We start from the raw sequence: 17,951 nt of genomic DNA on the forward strand, positions 1-17,951 counted from the left end.
ACATTCAACACCTACCATGAATATCGACCTCAAGACTCTAACTTGCGACTGAGTTTCACTTTTACTATCGTGTAGCACGATTGATTGAGTGAATCCATGAGAGGCCGCGTCGCCGGTTAACCAGCAAGGAGCGGCAACACAAGGGATCGGTACGTACGTCGACAGTCCGGAGCCGACCGGAGAGAGTCGGTCCGCGTTGCTCCTTCGGATGCGACCCGCGATGAGCCGCCGGCGACCCTGCCCGCGCCGAGCTGCGCCTGCCCGGCGCGATAAACGCCACATTTGTGCATGTTTGCGAACGAGAGCCGTCGAGGCTTCTGAAAGGACCACCCGCGATGAGATTTCTCCTCCTGGGCGCCACCGGCGCGACCGGCGGCCTGTTCACCGCCGCCGCCACCGCCGCCGGACACGAGGTGGTCGCCTTCGTACGCGACCCGGCCAAACTCGCCCCGCGCGAGCGGGTGACCGCCGCCGCCGGTGACGTCCGCGACGCCGATGCGCTGGCCCAGGCCATGCGCGGTGTGGACGCGGTGGTCAGCACCCTTGGGATCGGCAAGGCGAAGGACCCGGCGAACCTGATCACCGACAGCACGCGCGCACTCGTCCAGGCCGCCGAGGCCAGCGGTACCAAGCGAGTGGTGGTCATGTCGGCGTTCGGCGTCGGCGAGTCCCTGGCCAAGGCTTCCGGCGTCCTGCGGTTCCTCTACAAGGGCGGCCGGGCCACCTTCGCCGACAAGGCCGCCGGCGAGCGCATCCTCACCGCCTCCGCCCTGGACTGGACGCTCGTCTACCCGGTGCTGCTGACCAACAAGCCGGCCACGGCCGTCCAGGCCATCGACCTGAAGCAGCTCGACCGCCTGCCCGGCGTACCCAGGATCTCCCGGGCCGATGTCGCCGAGTTCCTGCTCAACACCGCCACCGAGGGCACATGGTCCCGGCGCACCGCGGTGCTCACGAAGTAGAGCCGTCTCCCCTGTCCAACTCGCCGGGAGCACTTACGGCTTCCATCCCCGCCCCCCGCCTGCACCCCTCCTCGCGTCTCGCGTATCACTCGGAAGACCGGCCTTGACGTCTTGCCGGCCAGAACGGTCGCGGCAAGCCGGTCGTATGCGGGTCCACAAGCAGATCGAGGACGCGCTCCGCGTTCCGGTGGCCGACGTCCGTGCAGGTCAGGTCACCGGCGGCGACCCGACCCCGTTCCGGATGTCGGGCCCATGCCGGGCCGGGACTCGATGATCGCCGCCTGCGGACGACTGCGAAAGGTCAAGTGGATCTGCTTGTTCATGCGTTTGAGCCGGTCCTCCAGGGCCAGGATCGTTTCCGCCGGGTCAGCGATGATCCGGGCGACGACGTCCTCTCCGGGCAGCGCGGCCACCCAGGCCTGCGTGGCCTCCAGCGCGGTGGCCACGACCGTGTCGGCGCCGGTGGCCCCGCCGGCCTGGGTGACCGGGACGGTTTCGATGATGGAGGGAGTTGGTCGTCGCCGTGAACGCCATGCCCTGCCGGCGCCGGTGAGCGCTCCGGAGACCAGCAGGAGCGAGAGTCAGGTCGTGGCGGGCAGGTCGAGAATTTTGGCAGTCGTCTCCCACAGTTGGGTGGCCAGTGCTTCGTCCTGGGCCTGCTTCGACGTTCGGGCGTTCGGCTTCAGCCGGTTGACGTACTGGCCGTTGACCTTCTGGGGGTCGGACAGGGCGGCGAGCATGACCAGAGGGCGGGCGCCCTCCTCGTTGTCCTTGGTGAACAGCCGGCGTCCGAGGCGGGTGCGGTAGATGAGCCTGCCGATGGACTTGGCCTCACGGCCGAAGTCCGAGTCGATCGTTCCCGGGTGGAACGCCACCGAGGTGATGTTCGTCCGTGACGCCCGCCGTGCGATCTCGCGGCTGAACAGCACGTTGGCGAGCTTCGCCGCTGAGTACGCCGTGCTGTAGGAGCGTTTTTCGAACTCCAGGTCGTCCAGCTGGATCCGGCCGGACCAGTGCGCGGCGCTGCTGGTGACGATGACGTTGGCCCGCGAGGCGGACAGTCGATCGTGCAGGAGTGCCTGGAGCAGGTACGGCGCGAGATGGTTCGTCTGGAACGTGATGTCGTGGCCGTCCTCGGAGAGCCGGCGCTCGGCGATCATGGCGCCGGCGTTGTGGGCCAGGACGTCGATGGTGGGACAGCGGTCGAGGATGCGGGCGGCCAGCTCCCGTACGTCGGAGAGCCGCGCGAAGTCGGCGACGAGGGTCTGCGTGCCGAGCTCCGCGGACAGCGCGGCCGCGCGCTGCGGCGACCGGCCGACAGGGACCACCGTCGCGCCGCGTGCCGCGAGTGTTCTCGCGGCGGATGCTCCGATGCCCGAGGTGGCACCAGTGATCACAATGGTTTTGCCCGTCAGGTCTCCGGTCATGACTGCGCCTCTCCTGGGCCCCGCCCGCTGCCCAACCCTGTCCAGCCCCATCTAACAAACAAACTAGTTCGTAAGATGGAAGCAGCAGGAGTGGCGCAAGTCAAACGAACTGTTTCGTCTGTAGACTGTCCGGCATGCGAAGGACGGGTGCGGAAGCCAGGCAGCGGATTCTCGAGGCGGCCATGGAGGAGTTCACCCGCCATGGAGCGGACGGTGCTCGCATCGACCGGATCGCGCGGAACGCCGGCGCCAGCAAGGAGCGTCTCTACGCGTACTTCGGTGACAAGCAGAGCCTGTTCGACGAGGTTGTGCGCAGTGCCGTGGAACGCAGCTCGATGGCGGTCGACCTCGAGGCCGACGATCTCGTGGCCTACGCCCTGAGGCTGGCGAGGCACTTCTTCCGGCACCCCGACGATCTGCGGATGCTGGCCTGGATGCGGCTGGAGGAGCAGTGCGAACAGGTCCTGGCCATCGACTCCCTCGTCTCCCATCACGAGCGGAAACTCGCCGCCGTCCGGCGAGCACAGGACGCGGGCACCGTCGACACCGTCTGGGACCCCGCGGAACTCCTCCAGGTCGTGCTCGCCACCGCCACGTACTGGGCGCGCGCGTCCGGCACCGGCGGACTGTCCGAGGAACGCTGCCTGGCGGTCGTAGAAGAGGCGGTCCGGCGTCTCATCGCGCCGCGATGACCGCCCGCCGGGGCAGCCGACAGGGAGCGAGCTGATCAGTGACGGGCGTCCCGTCACTGCCGCATGACACGGCCGAAGTGCCCGTCCGGGCAGACCTGGGCAGCTCCACACGGCCCTGCCCAGGGCTGGGCCGAGGAGAAGCGGCAAGCTGTTGCTTGGTACCGGTCTGGCAGACGGGCAGGTTGACGCGCCGGGGAAGAACGCGTCCGGTGCTCCGTGACGCCTCGCCCGCCGAGCTGCCCGGTGTCGGAACCATCGGGAGCATGAGGAGGAGCCAGGTCAGGCGGGCCGTTACGGTCGAAGTCCTGAGGCAGCCGCGCTGGGGCCAGTCGGTGGCCACGCCGGTGAGCGAACCGGCGAGGAATGAGACGGGCACGTCGCACGCCAAGTCGTCCGACAAGACGGCTGTTGCCGAGGGCAGACACGACACGCCGACGGATTCCCGATTGCTGAGCCGGGGAGGCGTGGGCGGCCCGGCCGGCGCACGTCTGCGGTCATCCGGAGGAGTTCAGGCGTCCGAGTCGTCGCTCGTGGATCGGCGTGCCCGCTGTTGGAGCTCCCCCAGATAGGCGGCGACGGCGTCCCGGTTGCGGGTGAGGATGTCGATGCGCTCGGTCAGCCGGTCGCGTTCGGCTTCCAGTGCCGTCACCGTCTCGGGGAGGACGCCGCCGAAGACGATCGGGTCGCGGGGCGATTCCATGCAGGGCAGGATGGCGCGGATCACGTCCGTCGACAGGCCGGCTCCCAGCAACTCGCGGATCTGCCGGACTCGGCCCAGGGTCGTCTCGCTGTAGTCCCGGTAGTTGTTGGCCTCGCGCGTCGAGGTGATCAGACCCTTCGCCTCGTAGAACCGCACCTGCCGTGGGGTGGCGTCCGCCCGTGCGGCCAACTCGCCGATGCGCATGGCCGCAGACTACTCCTTGACCTTGACACCGGCGTCAAGGTTCGAGGCTGGGGGCATGACCGAACTGAGCGGAACCGTCAGCGCACCTTTCGAGCCCGTCCGCGACGCCGTCCTCGACCAGCTGCGGAATGGTGCCGAGGTGGGCCTGTCCCTCGGAGTCGACGTGGACGGCGAGAAGGTGGTGGACCTGTGGGGCGGCCACCGGGACGCGGCCCGCACACAGCCCTGGCAGCGCGACACGATCACCAACGTGTGGTCGATCACCAAGACCGTGACCAGCCTCGCCGCCCTGTTGCTCGTCGACGCCGGCGAGTTGGACGTATACGCCCCGGCGGCCCGCTACTGGCCCGAGTTCGCCGCGAACGGCAAACAGGACATCGAGGTGCGGCACCTGCTGTCCCACACCTCGGGAGTGTCAGGCCTGGACCACCCGGCCCGGCTCGAGGATCTTTACGACGTCCGCGAGGCGGCGGCCCGGATGGCTTCCCAGGCGCCCTGGTGGCGGCCCGGCGCGGCCTCCGGCTACCACGTCCTGGACTACGGCCACCTCGTCGGCGAACTGGTGCATCGTCTGACCGGTCTTCCGCTGCGCGACTTCGTGCGCCGGCACATCGTCGAGCCGCTCGGTGCCGATTTCCGCATCGGGCTGGCCGAGGCGGACCTCGGGCGGGTCGCCGACATCATTCCTCCCGCACTCGACTTCGACGCGTCGGTACTCGACCACGACACCGTGGCGTACAAGACCTTCACGGGCCCTTCCTTCCGTGCGTCGGCGGCCAACTCCGCGGCCTGGCGCGCCGCGGACCTGGGCGCGGCCAACGGGCACGGCAACGCCCTGTCCGTGGCCGACATCCTCGCGCCGGTGTCCCGCGAAGGCGCCACCGCCCACGGCAGACTCCTGCGACCCGACACCGTCAAGCTCATCTTCGACGAGCAGTCCCGCGGTGCCGATCTCGTCAACGGCCTCCACCTCAGGTGGGGCATCGGATACGCGCTGCCCGACCGGCGCACCCTGCCCTGGATCCCCGACGGGCGCATCGCGTTCTGGGGCGGCTGGGGAGGCTCCATGGCCGTCATGGACCTCGACCGGCGCATGACGATCAGCTACGTCATGAACAACATGGGACCCGACATCCTGGGCTCCCCACGAGCCGCCGCCTACGTCACCGCCGTCTACAGCGCCCTCGGAATCACCCCTTCGGCCTGACAGCCAGTAGCCTGCCCGTCCCCGCCCGAGCGGGCGCGAGCAGTCAGGGGCGGCGCAGGAGCTGCGGCCTCAGGACACCTGGAGCAGCAGGATGCGGTCGCCGCCGTCCTCCGGGGAGCCCTTGCCTTCCGTGTTGCTGGTGACCAGCCACAGCCTGTCGCCGCCCGCCGCCACCACCGTGCGCAGCCTGCCGTACGAACCCTCCAGCGCGGCCGACGGCTCGCCCGCGGCTCCGGCCTGGGCGTCTGCCGCTGGGTCGTGGAGGGTGCCATCGTGCTTCTCTGCTGCGCTGGTTCCGCCGTCTGCGCATTCGCCGGGAGATCCGCGACGACATCCACCTGGCCTTCGTCGCCCTTGGCTGCGCGACCTGCTGACGGTGACTCCGTAACGGGCTCTGCTAGGAGTTTTTCGCCGCTCGGGCGCGATGGGCCGCGACCGTCGTCCGGCTCGCGCACGGGTTGGAGCAGAACCGGCGCGTCCGGTTGCGTGACTGGTCCACGAAGTAGTTTCCGCACCCGGCCGCGGCGCACCGCCCCAGCGTCACCGCGGGATCCCCGGCCGCGACGAGGGCGAGCTTGGCGGCGAGCAGCTGGCCGACCCAGCGCTTGGCCGGGGTGCCGTTGCGGCTGAAGTGGATGTGCCAGCCGTCGTGGCCGTCGTGGTCGGACAGGTGCATCTCCGGCGGATAGTCGCGCAGCAGGCGGTGCACGGCGTCGGGGGCGGCGCCGTCGACCGACTGCGCCAGGGCCGTGCGCACGAGGTCCGGCAGCTCGCCGTAGTCACCGCCCGGCGGCGGAGTGACCTCGTGTTCTGCGAAGAACGCGGCGACCAGTTCGCCGTGCTGGTCGAGGGTCCCGGTATTGGCCAGCTCGACGGCCAGCCGCGTCACGTTCCCAATGTAGTCACCGTATTGCACTTGACCGCCTACATCGCCGCTTCTTCATGTAGGTGTCATGTTACCCGATGACGCCTACGTGGCCCGTCGCCTGCAACTGCTCGGGGAGTGGGACGCCGCGCTGGCCGCCTTGGGTCCGGACGCCGAGCCCGAGCTGCGGGCGGAGATCGCCGTCGACTGCTGGTTCTTCCGGATCGAGGGTCATGAGGAGGCCGAGAAGGCGGTCGCGGCACTCGATCCCGCATCGCCGACCGCGCACCTGCTCACGGCGCGACTGTCCTACAGCCGCCTGTTGTTCCAGCGCGATCCCCGCGCCGACGACCGTGCCGTGGCCGAGGCCGGCGCCCTCCCGCGCTACGAGACAGCTCTCGAAAACGCGACGAAGTACGGCGACGGCTACTTCGAGTCCTACATCGTCCGGCACCTCGCACCGCACAAGGAGCCCACCGAGCGGATCGCGATGCTGCGCCGTTCACTCCACCTGCGCGCCGCGCTCGGCGCCCGGCCCCAGACAGTCGCAGCGCAGGCCCTCTTCGCCGACAACCTCCCCGAAAACGACCCCGAACGCGCCGAGCTGATGCGGACGTTCCGCCCGGGTGCGGAAGAACTGCACATCGGCTGGCTCCTGTACGAGGACTGATCCGCCGAGCGCCCCGGCCGCGAGCAAAGATCGGCGGGGCCGGCCATCCCAGGCCTCTCCCGCATCCCCCGGCCCCGGGACTGAAGTGATGCGGGCGTCCCGGACACCTGCGGTCACCCATGACCTGCGCAGCAGTGGTGTGGTCCCGTCCCATGGACCGTCCTCGATCCCTCACAGCCTTCACGTGTTCGCCTTCGCCTCGGCTCCCTACGGCATGGTCAATTCGCCGGCGCGCAGGGCCGCGGTGACGCCGCCGTCCATGAGGAGGTCGGCTCCGGTGATGAAGCCGGCTTCGCGGCCGAGCAGGAAGGCGGCGGCAGCGGCGACCTCCTCGGAGGTGCCGAAGCGCTTGGCGGCCGAAGCCTCGCGCACCTTCTCGAACCACTCGCGGCGCGGGCCGGAGAGTTCATCGAGGGCCAGCGGGGTGATGATCACGCCGGGGCTGACGGCGTTGACGCGGGCTCCGCGCCTGCCCCACGCCGCGGCGGCGGTCTGCACGCGCAGCGAGTTGGCCCGCTTGGACATCGCGTAGGCGTGGACGGAGGTGCCGATCCGGTCGGGCTGCAGGAACGGCAGCGCGAGCAGCTGGGAGGTCTCGGTGGTCGCGAGGGCGTGCTCGATCTCGGGCGGGTAGGGGCTCTCCCGGTGTCCGGCCATGCTGGCGACCACGATGCCGGCCCCGCCGGGTGCGATCACGCGGGCGAAGGCGTCGAGGACGTACGCCGTGCCGAGCAGGTCGACGTGCAGCAGCCGCTCGATGCTCGCCTGGGTGGGTGAGACACCGGCGGCCTGGATCACCTGGGTGACCGCACCCATCCCGGCGGCCGTGGCGGCCAGCGCCTCGACCTGGGCCAGGTCGGAGATGTCGGAGGCCTGGACGGCCACCTCGTAGCCCTCGCCGCGCAGCTGGTCGGCGGCGGCCTGCGAGGCCTTGTCGTCATGGGCGGCCAGCAGCAGGGTGCGGCCGGTGCCGACCCGGCGGGCGATGGCCAGGCCGATGCTGCCGGGGCCGATGACGACGACGATCTCCTTGACGGCCTGGTGTTCGTTGCTCATGTCTCGGACTTCTTTCTTGCTGCGTTCTCGGGGTGGTCGGGTGCTCAGGACGTAACCGACTGATCGGTCAGCTGCTCGTTGCCCGGGCCCCGACCGACCGGCTAGGACGCGGAGGCGGCGAACAGGGCAGAGAAGCTGATCTTCCCTTGTTGCAGTTTCGCGTCGCGGGACTCGGCGAACCCGCCGTCGGTGACGTACAGCTTCTGTCCGCGCACCACGGTGGCGGTCGGCGAGGCGAGCCCGTCCGCGCCGGTCAGGACGGTCTTCCTGGCGCCGTTCGGGTAGATCACCGCGACCTCGTCGGCGCTGTTCAGCGCGGCGAACACCACGTCGGACCGGCCGCTCAGGAAGTTGAAGTCGTCGATGCCCACGACGCCGCTGGTCACGACGTGGACCCGGCCGGCCGAACCGGTGGCGGTGACCGGCACGCGCAGCAGCGTGCCCTTGCTGAAGTTGGAGACCCACACGGCGCCGTTGTGGAAGCGGAGCCCGTTCGCGCCCAACGGCAGCGGGGCCTGGGCCGGCGCGAGGGAGGCGTCGGCCAGCCACTGGGTCGCCGTACCGCCCGAGACCGGAACGGTCCAGACGGCGCCCTTGAAGCTTTCGGCGACGTACAGGGTGCGTCCGGCCGGGTCGATGGCCAGGCCGTTGGGTAGTTCACCCGCGGGCAGGGCGGCGATACGCCGGGGGCTTTTGCCCAGGGGCAGTTTCCACACGCCGGACCGTGCAGCGTCGGTGGAGGACACGTTGTAGTAGACGCTGCCGTCGTGGCCGCGCGTGTTGCCGGTGATCATGTCACCCGGCTGACCGGCGACGAGCACCTCACGGTGGCCGGACACATCGACGCGCACGAGCGCCGGACGCCTGCCCGCCGAACCGCCCAGCATCGAGACGGTCAGCGAGCCGTCCGGGTTCAGGGTGACGTTCTCGGGCGCGTCACCGACGGCGAAGTCGAACGCGGCGAGGGTCTTCACCTGGGTGACGACCGGCTTCGGCTTGGCCTGGCTGTTCGCGGCGGACGCGTACGGCGCCGAGACGAGCACGGCCGACGTCGCGGCAACCGCCGTCGCGAGTCTGAACCGCTTCTTCAAGAGGATTCCTCTGTGGTTCATCGCATTCTCTTCGTGTTGCGGCCGTGGCCTCACCCCCCGGCCCTGGGCAGCCCTCGGCAGGGTGCGGCAGAGCTGGAGGAGAAACAGCGGCTCCAGTAGCGACTGCCCCACGAGAGTGGGCAGTTCGTCGGGCTCTGAGGGGCCATGCGTGGCTGCTCGGCCCAATGCCAAGCTAGGGGCCTGGCCCGGTGGGTGACAGGTCGGGCCGTACCGGGGAGCGGCGTTCCAGGCTGTGGCACGGCCCCCCACCCGCCGAACAGCCCGCCGCCACGCACCGTGGGGGAACGGTGTTCGCGGCGGTCACCGTATGGGGATTCCGGCCGCCGGGGGCTCGTGTTCCGAACAGCGGCAGCAGGCGCACGCCGACGTCGAGACGAGGGCCGACTCCCCCGCCTCTTGGCCGCCCGGAGTGCCGCGCGGTGTTATCCGAGGCCCTCGGCGAGGCGGAAGTCGTCGTCGACCAGGCCCAGTCGGTGGGCCACGACCGCGGCCTGGACGCGGTTGCGCAGTCGCAGTTTGTCCGTGACGGAGGCGACGTGGGTCTTGACCGTGGTCACGCCGAGGTGGAGGGTCTCGGCGATCTCGGCGTTGGACTGTCCGACGCCGACGAGGGCGAGTACGTCTCGTTCGCGGGGTGTGAGGGTTGCCAGAATCGCCGGGTCGGCCGTGTCGCCGGTGACGTCCTGGTGGTGTGACTGGACGGCGCGCCGGACGACGCGCGCCATGACCGCGGGCGCGAGAAGCGACTCGCCCTGCGCGGCTCGCCGTACGGCGGACAGCATCGCGTCGGGCTCGCCGTCCTTCAGCAGATAGCCGACCGCCCCGGCGCGCAGGGCACCGTAGACCTCGGCGTCGTCGTCGAAGGTCGTGAGCATCACGACGCGCGTTGCCGGGAGGGTCTTGAGGATGCGGCGGGTCGCCTCGATTCCGTCGACCCGTGGCATGCGCAGGTCCATGAGGATCACGTCCGGGCGCAGGCGCTCGGCCAGCCGTACGGCTTCGAGTCCGTCCGTGGCCTCGCCGATCACGTCTTCCCCGGCTGTACGCAGGAGGAGCGTGACTCCGGCCCGTACGAGGGTCTGGTCGTCGACGACGAGTACGCGGATCATGAGCGGGCTCCCAGGGGCAGCGTGACGCGCAGTCGCCAGCCGCCGGTGCGGGTGGGGCCGGCGGCGAGGGTGCCACCGAGGATCTCGACGCGTTCGCGCATGCCGGCGAGGCCGTGTCCCGACGCGGGCAGAGTCGGATGCGGGCCGACCGGGCCGGAGTTGGCCACTTCCACCGACAGCTGGGTGTCGTCGACGTCCACAGTGGTCTCGACCTCGGCGCCCGGTCCGGCGTGCTTGAGCGCGTTGGTGAGTGCCTCCTGCACCACGCGGGCGGCCGTCACCCGGAGCGTGAGCGGTGCCTCGACCGTGCCGTCGTCCAGGTGGGCGACCACGTGCAGTCCGGCGGTACGGCTGCGCTGGACCGCGTCGGCGATCATCTGCTCGGGGTCGACCAGGGATTCCTGCTCGGAGGGGTTCCGAAGCACGCGCAGCAGGCTGCGCAGGTCGACGAGGGCCTCGCCCGCGCTCGTGTGGATCGCGCCCAACGAGTCGACGGCCACCCTCAGGCGCTGTTCGGGATCGGGTGCGTGGGTCGCGGCGTACTGGGCCGTTCCCGCTTGGAGCGCGATCGCGGACACGTGGTGTGCCACCAGGTCGTGCAGATCGCCTGCGATCCGGGCGCGCTCGGCCAGCCGAACGGCCTGCGTCTCGGCGTCCCGCCGCTGCTCGGCGTCGCGGACCCGTTCCTCGGCGACGGCCGCGGCCAGGCGGACGCCGGCGAGGTAACGCCCGAAGGCGACCGGCGCCGCCACCGTCAACGCCAGCGTGACGATCCGCACCAGCCCGTCGACGCCCGTCAGCAACCCGCCGTCGTCACTGCCGAACGCCACGAGGATGGTCGCGTACCCGACGAGGTACGCGGCGGCGGTGGCGAGCCAGCGATGCCGGTACGCCACCGCTCCCAGCGCCACCACCCCGGCCAGCGGGGCGACATGGCTGCCCGCGGGGAGGGCGGCGTCGCCGACGAGGGTCAGGACCACCTCGACCGCGAAGACGATCAGGGGCACATGGCGTACGAGGCCGAGCGCCACGGCCGCCGTCCCGACCAGGATCCACTCCGTGGCCCCGCCGCTGGACGGTGGGCCCAGGACGATGCTCACCGCCCCGAACCCGCCCGCGACGCCCACGATCGCGGCGTCGAGCCAGGACCATCGAGCACGGAATCTCTCCACCTGGCCAGACTACGGCGCGATCGCCGACGGGCCCCTCCTCCGATCGGCCACCCCGTCTCCTCCTTCTGGCCGCGGATGCGGCCCCTGGCACGAAGCCGGCGGGCGTGCATCTCCCTAGCGTCGATGCCCTGACCACCGTCGCCGCGTGTCCCGCGGCGGCCGTTCACGAAGGGCACGTGACGTGACGTTTTTCGGGGAGTTCCTGCGCAGTCCACTGACCGTGGGGGCGGTCGCGCCGAGCAGCGGCGCGCTCGCTCGGGTGGTCACGGCGCCGGTGCCGGGGAGCGGCGATCCGGTGGTGGTCGAACTGGGCCCGGGTACGGGCGCGTTCACGGGTGCCATTCAGCGCCGTCTCGGCGGCCGGGGCCGGCACATCGCCGTGGAGATCAACGAGCGGTTCGCATCGCGGCTGGCGGCCCGGCATCCGGGGGTGGACGTGGCGCTGGCCGACGCCGGGGGCCTCGCCGGAGTGCTCGGCGAGCGTGGCATCGAACGGGCCGACGTGATCGTCAGCGGCCTGCCGTGGGTGGCGTTCGGCGAGAACGAGCGCCGTGAGGTTCTCGCGGCGGTGGTGGGCGGGCTGTCGGAGTCCGGGGCCTTCACGACGTTCGCGTACGTGCATGCCCGCTGGGCGAGTCCGGCGCGGCGGCTGCTGCGGTCGCTGGAGGCGCGCTTCGACGAGGTCGTGGTGGGCCGGACGGTGTGGGGCAACCTGCCGCCGGCCCTGGTCTACCACTGCCGTCGACCGGCCTGGTGATCCGAGTTGCCGATGATCCACGTTGCTGGTGCTCCGCGTTGCTGATGCGAAGTCCAGATGGCACGTCAATCCAGATGGCACGTCAAGGAGAGGGATTGTGATGGCAGACATCGACGACCGGAGCCCGGTGGTGGGTCCGTTGGGCCGGCTGGGCCGGTTCGCGTACCGGCGTCGTGGCCGGGTGGTGCTGTTGTGGCTGGCCGGGCTGGTGGCGGCCGTGGCGCTGTCGGCGGCGTTCGCGGGTGAGTTCACCGCGGACTACTCGGCACCCGGGTCGGACTCGAAGAAGGCCCAACAGGTGCTGGAGCAGCGGTTCCCGAGCCAGTCCAACGCGGTCGTCACGGTCGTGGTGCGGGCGGACGCCGGCGTGCGGGACGCGGGTGTCCGGCGCGAGGTGACCGAGGTGCTGGACGAGCTGACGACGGTGCCGCACGTAGCCGGGGTCGACGATCCGTACGCGACCCCGGGCGCGGTGTCCGCCGACGGGCGCACCCTGCTGGCGAACCTGCGCCTCGACGTGGTGAACGCGACGGACATGCCGGTCGAGGACAGCACCCGGCTGATCGACGTCGCGGAGGAGAGCAGTACGGCCGGAATGCGGGTGGCACTCGGCGGGCAGGCGATCTTCCTGGCCGAGGGCGGCTCGGTCGGGTCGGAGGCGATCGGGCTGGCGGTCGCCGCCCTGATCCTGCTGCTGACCTTCGGCAGCGTGGTCGCGGCCGGGCTGCCGCTGCTCGTCGCGGTGGCGGGGCTGGTGGTCAGCGGCGCGTTGACCGGTGTGGTGATCCGGTTCGTCGACGCGCCCGAGTGGTCGACGTCGCTCGCGGCCATGCTGGGCATTGGCATCGGTATCGACTACGTCCTGTTGATGGTGACCCGGTTCCGTGAGTGGCGGGCGGCCGGGCTGGACCCGGAGGCGGCCACGGTGGCGACCCTCGACACGGCCGGACGCTCGGTCGTGGTCGCCGGTGTCACGGTCGTCGTCAGCCTGCTCGGCCTGTTCGCCATGGGTCTGTCGTACATGCGTGGTGCCGCGCTGGTGGCGATCGTCGGGGTTCTGGTCGTGCTGGCCGCGAGCGTGACGCTGTTCCCGGCGCTGCTCGGCTACCTGGGTCGTCACGTCGACCGGTTGCGGCTGCCAGGTCGCCGCCGCACGGCCGTGGTGAGCGCCGACGGGCACGTCAAGCCCAGTCGGGCCTGGCTGCGGTGGAGCGGGCTCGTCCAGCGCCACCGGTACGTGACGGGGGCGGTCGGCCTGGCCGCGATGCTCGCGCTGGCCGTGCCTTTCCTGAACGTCCAGTTCGGTTTCCCGGATGCGGGCAACAACCAGGCCGAGACGACGACCCGGCAGTCGTACGACCTCATCTCCGACGGGTTCGGGATCGGCGCCAACGGGCCCGTCCGCCTGGCCGTCCGACTCCCCGACGGCGACGACGCGATCCTGACCCGGCTGAGTGCCGCAGCCACCGACACACCCGGCGTCGCGTCGGTCTCGCCACCGCTGCTCAACCAGGCCGGTGACACCGCCGTCCTGACCCTCACGCCGACCACCGGCCCCCAGGACCAGGCCACGCAGGATCTGGTGCACCGCCTGCGGGACACCACCGTCCCGTCGGCCGTCGACGGTACGGACGCGACGGTCCTGGTCGGCGGGACCGCGGCGACGTCGATCGACAGCACCACCGATCTGGCCGGCCGCATCCCGTATCTGATCGCCGGGGTCGTCCTGCTGTCGATGCTGTTGCTGCTCGTCGCGTTCCGCAGCGTCGCCGTGGCGGTCAAGGCCGCCGTGATGAACCTGCTGTCCGTCGCGGCCTCGTACGGGGTGGTCGCCCTGGTCCTGCAAGGCGGCTGGGCAGGGCAGTTGATCGGGATCGACACCCCCACACCGTTGCCGCCGTTCGTCACCGTCCTCATGTTCGCGGTGCTGTTCGGGCTGTCCATGGACTACGAGGTGTTCCTCCTCAGCCGGGTGCGCGAGTCGTGGATCCGGACCGGCGACAACGCCCGGGCGGTGACGGAGGGGCTCGCCGGCACCGGCCGGGTCATCACCGCCGCTGCCGCGATCATGATCGCGGTGTTCGTGGCGTTCGTGCCGAGCCCGGACGTGGTCCTGAAGCTCATCGGCGTCGGCATGGCCGCCGCCATCCTCCTCGACGCGACTGTCGTACGGCTCCTGCTGGTCCCGGCGGCGATGCACATGCTCGGCCGGTTCAACTGGTGGATCCCGCGCCGACTCGACCGCAGGTTGCCGCAGTTGCACGTCGAGGGCCACCCGGAGCACCACGCCAAGGCCCCGTCCGGCCCAGCGCCCGTACGCGTCTGACCCTCCCCCGCGGCGATGGGACACCCGGTCGGCCATCACACGTCTGGTGGCCGACCGTTCAGCAAGAGCAGGAGAGGACCGAAATCATGACAGTGCAGAGAGCCAGGCAGGTCGCCAGGCAGGCCGCCATGTCGCCGGCTGCGGCGGGAACCAGGTTCGGCCGCCTCGGCCGGCTGAGGAAGGAGGAGCAGTGACGGAGACAGTACTGGTCACGGGCGGCACGGGGTACGTAGCCGGCTGGGTCGTCGTCGGGCTGCTCGAGCGCGGCTACGAGGTCCGCACGACGGTGCGCAGCCCCGAAAGGGAGAGGGCGGTCCGCGACGCGGTGGCGGCCGTAACGGCTCCGGGCGACCGGCTGAGCTTCGCCGTCGCCGACCTCACCGCCGATGAGGGGTGGGATGCCGCGATGGCGGGCGTCGACCACGTACTGCACGTGGCCTCTCCGCTCGGGGACGAGAACACGCGCGACGCCGAGGCGCTCATCGTCCCGGCCAGGGACGGCACTCTGCGCGTGCTGCGGGCGGCGACGGCGGCCGGCGTGAAGCGCGTCGTGATGACGTCCGCGGCGAACGCCGCCAGTCCGTCCTCCTACACGGAGGAGGGCGTGACCGACGAGACGTTGTGGACCGACCCGGACGATCCGACGTTGATCCCCTACCGCAGGTCCAAGACGGTTGCCGAGAAGGCAGCCTGGGACTTCATCGCCGGCCACGAGGGCCCGACCACGCTGACGACGATTCTGCCCGGCGCCGTGTTCGGCCCGATCCTCACCACCCGCAACCTCGGCTCGGTCCGGATCATCGAGCGCATGGTGGCAGGCAAGATGCCGGGCACTCCACGGATCGGGCTGGAGATCGTCGACGTCCGCGACCTCGCGGACGTCCACATCCGTGCGATGACATCGCCGGAAGCCGCGGGACAACGGTTCCTGGCCACGGGAGAGTTCACCTGGATGCGGGAGGTGGCTCAGGCACTCCGGGCCGGGCTCGGTCCGGCCGGGGCCAAGGTGCCCACGCGTCAACTCCCCGATGTCGTGGTCCGTTTCGCCTCGCTGTTCGACCGGCAGCTTCGGGCGATCACTGTCTCGCTCGGGCGCCGCAACCGCCACAGCACCGAGAAGGCGAAGCGGGTTCTGGGCTGGCAGCCCCGGCCTGCGGCCGAGACCGTTGTCGACTGTGCGAGGAGCCTCATCGACCGGAGGGTCGTCCAGGTCAGGGGTAGCTCCGTTCCAGGCAGCCTTTGAGCTGGGCCGTTGCCGATCGGGATGGTCTTGAAAGAGCAGGTCCGCCGGCTCACCGTTGCAGGGTGTCCGTCTTCGGGGGCAGCGCCACCGTCCTGGCGGGCATGATCACTGTCCTGCGGGGCTCTTCAACCGCTCAAACCTTGCCCGACTCCGGTACGGGCCGGTGGAGTGGGGCCAATTCCCCACAGCGCAACGGCGGTATCAGCACGTGAAATCCAGGTTCGACCCGCTGTCCATGGCGGCCATGACTGTCACCATCGTCTCCATCTCGGCCACCGCCCCACTCACCGCCTACGCGACCGCCTCACCGCTCGCCATGGCCTTCTGGCGCAACTGCCTGGGCTTCGCCGTACTCGGGCCGTTCCTGCTGTTGCTGCGCCGCCGCGAGGTGGTACGGGTCGCGCGCGGTGAGCGCGGCATCCTGCGCCGCGAGCAGTGGCGGCCCCTGGTGTTCGGCTTCCTCGCAGCCACCTCCCTCGCCCTCCACTTCGCCTCCTTCATGACTAGCACCCGGCTGACCTCGGTCGCCATGTCGACAGCGCTGGTGGCCACGCAGCCCGTCTGGCAGGCGCTCATCGCCGCGGGTCAGGGTGTGCGGACGTCCCGCAGGACCTGGGCAGGGCTCGCGCTGTCCGTGGTGGGCGCGGCCGTGGCCGCCGGTGTCGACATACAGGCCGGCGGTACGGCGCTGGTGGGTGACCTGCTCGCTCTCCTCGGGGCGATCGCCCAGGCCGGGTACACCGCGCTGAGCGAGAAGGCCCGCGCGGATGTGAGCACTCCGCTGTATTCGACGTTCACGTCGCTGGTCTGTGGTCTGCAACTCCTGGCCGTCTGCTGGCTGGCCGGCATCTCGCTGACAGGTTTCGACCGGTCCACCCAGCTGTCGCTGCTCGGGCTGCTGATCCTTCCTCAGATCCTGGGGCTCGGTTCGCTGAACTTCGTCCTCGGCAGGACATCGGCGACGACGGCGAGCGTTCTGCTCCTGCTGGAGACCCCCGTGGCCGCGCTCGCCGCGTGGTGGCTGATGGACCAGAACATCAAGGCGGCGACCGTACCGGGGCTCGCGCTGATCATCATCGGCGTCACGGTCGTCGTGACGAGCGGCAGCGGGGAGCAGCGAGACGACCGCGTCATGGCCGTACCGCCGTATCCGGACTACGCCCCGCACATCCCCCAGCCGCACACCTCACCGCAGACCCTGACACTGCGGCGTATCACCCGACGAGACCCCAGAGTGGAATGGGCAGAACAGCCCACGAACGAATCTCCCACCCTCACGCTCGCCTACCACGGTGCCGGAGCCTTCGACACGCTCACCCTCCGTTGGCAGAAACCACCCGCGAAGGAGCAAGAGCCCATGCAGCCCACGACCGGATAGCCGGCAGGACCGATCGGTGCGTAGCCTCATGCCCCTGGGTAAAACGCCGACGGCCCATGCTGACCGGCGTGTTGGAGGTAGCTTCGTCGGACGGACCGGCCATCACCCAGATCGAGTTCAAGGTGCCGTAGGCCGCGCAGCGTGCGGGCCCCGTGATCAGCTTCGTGCGAAGATCTGCAGGCCTTTTTAGGCTCCAGCCTGCCGCAGTAACGATTTCCCGGAGAGCCCATGCGCCGCGCCCACCTCCTACCCTCCGCTGTCCTCCTGCTCTGCACCGCCTGTTCCGGCGGTGCGGACAGCGACTCGGAGGAGAGCGCGGAGAAGGCCATGGATCACGGGGCGGCCGTGCGCGCCGCGATCGAGAGGACGAGCGCGGAAAGCGCCCGCCTGGACGAGAGGATCGAGCTGCGGTCCGGCGACAGCCCCACGACGTACGTGTTCTCGATCGCCGGTGCCTTCGACCTGGCGGGTGACAGGGGCCGGCTCACGGTGGAGCTCGAGGACAGCGGCATGGATCCCGTCGAGGAGGTCTTCGTCGGCGACACCGTTTATGTTCTTGGCTCACGGGCGGTGGACGCGGGCAAGTGGGCCGCGGCCGACCGGAGCGAGGCCCTGTCCCGCTATTTCCTGCGGGCGCCGCTGAACGACCCCGAGCACCTGCTCAGCCAGATGAAGGCGATGCGGCAGGTGTCGAACGAGGGCGAGGAGAAGGTGAACGGCGCCTCCGCGGTGCACTACCGGGGCACGATCGACCACGCCACCGCGACGCTCCGGATGACGACACAGACGAAGCAGGGGCTGAACAAGCTGCGCGAGAAGCTGGGCGAGGACGTGCCCGTCTACGCGGACGTGTGGGTCGACGGGAAGGGGCGTGCCGTCCAGACCCGGCTGTCCTACTTCGGCGGTACGAGGGCCATGACGACGATGACGCTGTCGGACTTCGGGACGCCGGTGAAGGCCGAGGCGCCGTCGGCCGAGCAGGTCGTCCCCGTGACGGCGGGCGAGGACGTCCTGCTGGCCTGAGGCGGGGGGGCCAACCCGGCGTGAGCCCCCTGGGCGACGGGGAGACGA

17 protein-coding genes and 1 pseudogene are annotated in these 17,951 nt (G+C 70.4%); 9 read left to right on the forward strand and 9 right to left on the reverse strand.

Features of this window, described 5'->3' with window-relative positions; all coding sequences use genetic code 11:
* Positions 1-335 precede the first annotated feature (335 nt).
* The gene (locus ACWDR4_RS05575; RefSeq protein WP_450404213.1) at positions 336-962 is read left to right on the forward strand and encodes an NAD(P)-dependent oxidoreductase; all 627 of its coding nucleotides are present in this window, start codon (positions 336-338) and stop codon (positions 960-962) included.
* 212 nt (positions 963-1,174) lie between these two features.
* On the opposite strand, the gene ACWDR4_RS05580 is transcribed toward ACWDR4_RS05575, so the two are convergent.
* Together ACWDR4_RS05580 and ACWDR4_RS05585 are read right to left on the reverse strand one after the other, a co-directional pair.
* A complete protein-coding gene (locus ACWDR4_RS05580; protein ID WP_450404214.1) occupies positions 1,175-1,408 on the reverse strand; it encodes a hypothetical protein in 234 nt (77 codons plus the stop codon).
* A 135-nt stretch (positions 1,409-1,543) separates the two neighbouring features.
* Complete coding sequence (locus tag ACWDR4_RS05585) at positions 1,544-2,389, reverse strand: SDR family NAD(P)-dependent oxidoreductase (protein ID WP_450404216.1); 846 nt, start codon at positions 2,387-2,389, stop codon at positions 1,544-1,546.
* Positions 2,390-2,523: 134 nt separating this feature from the next.
* Here ACWDR4_RS05585 and ACWDR4_RS05590 point away from each other — a divergent pair, with 134 nt between their 5' ends.
* Positions 2,524-3,081, forward strand: coding sequence for a TetR family transcriptional regulator (locus tag ACWDR4_RS05590; RefSeq protein ID WP_450404219.1), 558 nt, complete (start codon positions 2,524-2,526; stop codon positions 3,079-3,081).
* A gap of 508 nt (positions 3,082-3,589) precedes the next feature.
* On the opposite strand, the gene ACWDR4_RS05595 is transcribed toward ACWDR4_RS05590, so the two are convergent.
* Positions 3,590-3,985 (reverse strand): MerR family transcriptional regulator, encoded by a 396-nt coding sequence (locus tag ACWDR4_RS05595; protein ID WP_450404221.1) that lies wholly within the window; start codon positions 3,983-3,985, stop codon positions 3,590-3,592.
* 55 nt (positions 3,986-4,040) lie between these two features.
* On the opposite strand from ACWDR4_RS05595, the gene ACWDR4_RS05600 reads away from it, so the two are divergent.
* Positions 4,041-5,192 carry a serine hydrolase domain-containing protein gene (locus tag ACWDR4_RS05600; RefSeq protein WP_450404223.1) on the forward strand — a complete coding sequence of 384 codons (1,152 nt, stop codon included), beginning with the start codon at positions 4,041-4,043 and terminating at the stop codon, positions 5,190-5,192.
* A 69-nt stretch (positions 5,193-5,261) separates the two neighbouring features.
* Here ACWDR4_RS05600 and ACWDR4_RS05605 read toward each other — a convergent pair.
* A pseudogene (locus ACWDR4_RS05605) lies at positions 5,262-5,420 on the reverse strand (PQQ-dependent sugar dehydrogenase); the annotation flags it as partial.
* Positions 5,421-5,589: 169 nt separating this feature from the next.
* On the reverse strand, positions 5,590-6,081 hold the full coding sequence (locus ACWDR4_RS05610) for a CGNR zinc finger domain-containing protein (protein ID WP_450404226.1): 492 nt from the start codon (positions 6,079-6,081) through the stop codon (positions 5,590-5,592).
* 64 nt (positions 6,082-6,145) lie between these two features.
* On the opposite strand from ACWDR4_RS05610, the gene ACWDR4_RS05615 reads away from it, so the two are divergent.
* Complete coding sequence (locus ACWDR4_RS05615) at positions 6,146-6,727, forward strand: hypothetical protein (protein ID WP_450404229.1); 582 nt, start codon at positions 6,146-6,148, stop codon at positions 6,725-6,727.
* Positions 6,728-6,934: 207 nt separating this feature from the next.
* Here the strand turns inward: ACWDR4_RS05615 and ACWDR4_RS05620 are convergent, their stop codons facing one another.
* From ACWDR4_RS05620 to ACWDR4_RS05635, 4 genes are all read right to left on the reverse strand, one after another.
* Positions 6,935-7,783, reverse strand: coding sequence for an SDR family oxidoreductase (locus ACWDR4_RS05620; RefSeq protein WP_450404232.1), 849 nt, complete (start codon positions 7,781-7,783; stop codon positions 6,935-6,937).
* A 101-nt stretch (positions 7,784-7,884) separates the two neighbouring features.
* Positions 7,885-8,895: a hypothetical protein gene (locus ACWDR4_RS05625; RefSeq protein WP_450404234.1), complete on the reverse strand. Its 1,011-nt coding sequence runs from the start codon at positions 8,893-8,895 to the stop codon at positions 7,885-7,887.
* 422 nt (positions 8,896-9,317) lie between these two features.
* Complete coding sequence (locus ACWDR4_RS05630; RefSeq protein WP_450404237.1) at positions 9,318-10,004, reverse strand: response regulator; 687 nt, start codon at positions 10,002-10,004, stop codon at positions 9,318-9,320.
* Positions 10,001-11,176: a sensor histidine kinase gene (locus ACWDR4_RS05635; protein WP_450404240.1), complete on the reverse strand. Its 1,176-nt coding sequence runs from the start codon at positions 11,174-11,176 to the stop codon at positions 10,001-10,003. The genes ACWDR4_RS05630 and ACWDR4_RS05635 overlap by 4 nt, the downstream gene beginning before the upstream one ends.
* Before the next feature lie 181 nt (positions 11,177-11,357).
* Here ACWDR4_RS05635 and ACWDR4_RS05640 point away from each other — a divergent pair, with 181 nt between their 5' ends.
* The 5 genes from ACWDR4_RS05640 to ACWDR4_RS05660 all read left to right on the forward strand — a co-directional run bounded on the left by ACWDR4_RS05640 (position 11,358) and on the right by ACWDR4_RS05660 (position 17,903).
* Positions 11,358-11,933, forward strand: coding sequence for a class I SAM-dependent methyltransferase (locus ACWDR4_RS05640; protein ID WP_450404243.1), 576 nt, complete (start codon positions 11,358-11,360; stop codon positions 11,931-11,933).
* Positions 11,934-12,033: 100 nt separating this feature from the next.
* Positions 12,034-14,259, forward strand: a complete 2,226-nt coding sequence (locus tag ACWDR4_RS05645; RefSeq protein ID WP_450404246.1) for an MMPL family transporter — start codon at positions 12,034-12,036, stop codon at positions 14,257-14,259.
* 190 nt (positions 14,260-14,449) lie between these two features.
* Entirely contained in the window at positions 14,450-15,502 is a 1,053-nt protein-coding gene (locus ACWDR4_RS05650) for an NAD-dependent epimerase/dehydratase family protein (RefSeq protein ID WP_450404249.1), read from the forward strand.
* Between the two features lie 235 nt (positions 15,503-15,737).
* Positions 15,738-16,880: a DMT family transporter gene (locus ACWDR4_RS05655; RefSeq protein ID WP_450404252.1), complete on the forward strand. Its 1,143-nt coding sequence runs from the start codon at positions 15,738-15,740 to the stop codon at positions 16,878-16,880.
* 228 nt (positions 16,881-17,108) lie between these two features.
* Positions 17,109-17,903, forward strand: a complete 795-nt coding sequence (locus ACWDR4_RS05660) for an LppX_LprAFG lipoprotein (RefSeq protein WP_450404255.1) — start codon at positions 17,109-17,111, stop codon at positions 17,901-17,903.
* Positions 17,904-17,951 lie beyond the last annotated feature (48 nt).

Source organism: Streptomyces sp. NPDC000878 (genome assembly GCF_053599695.1).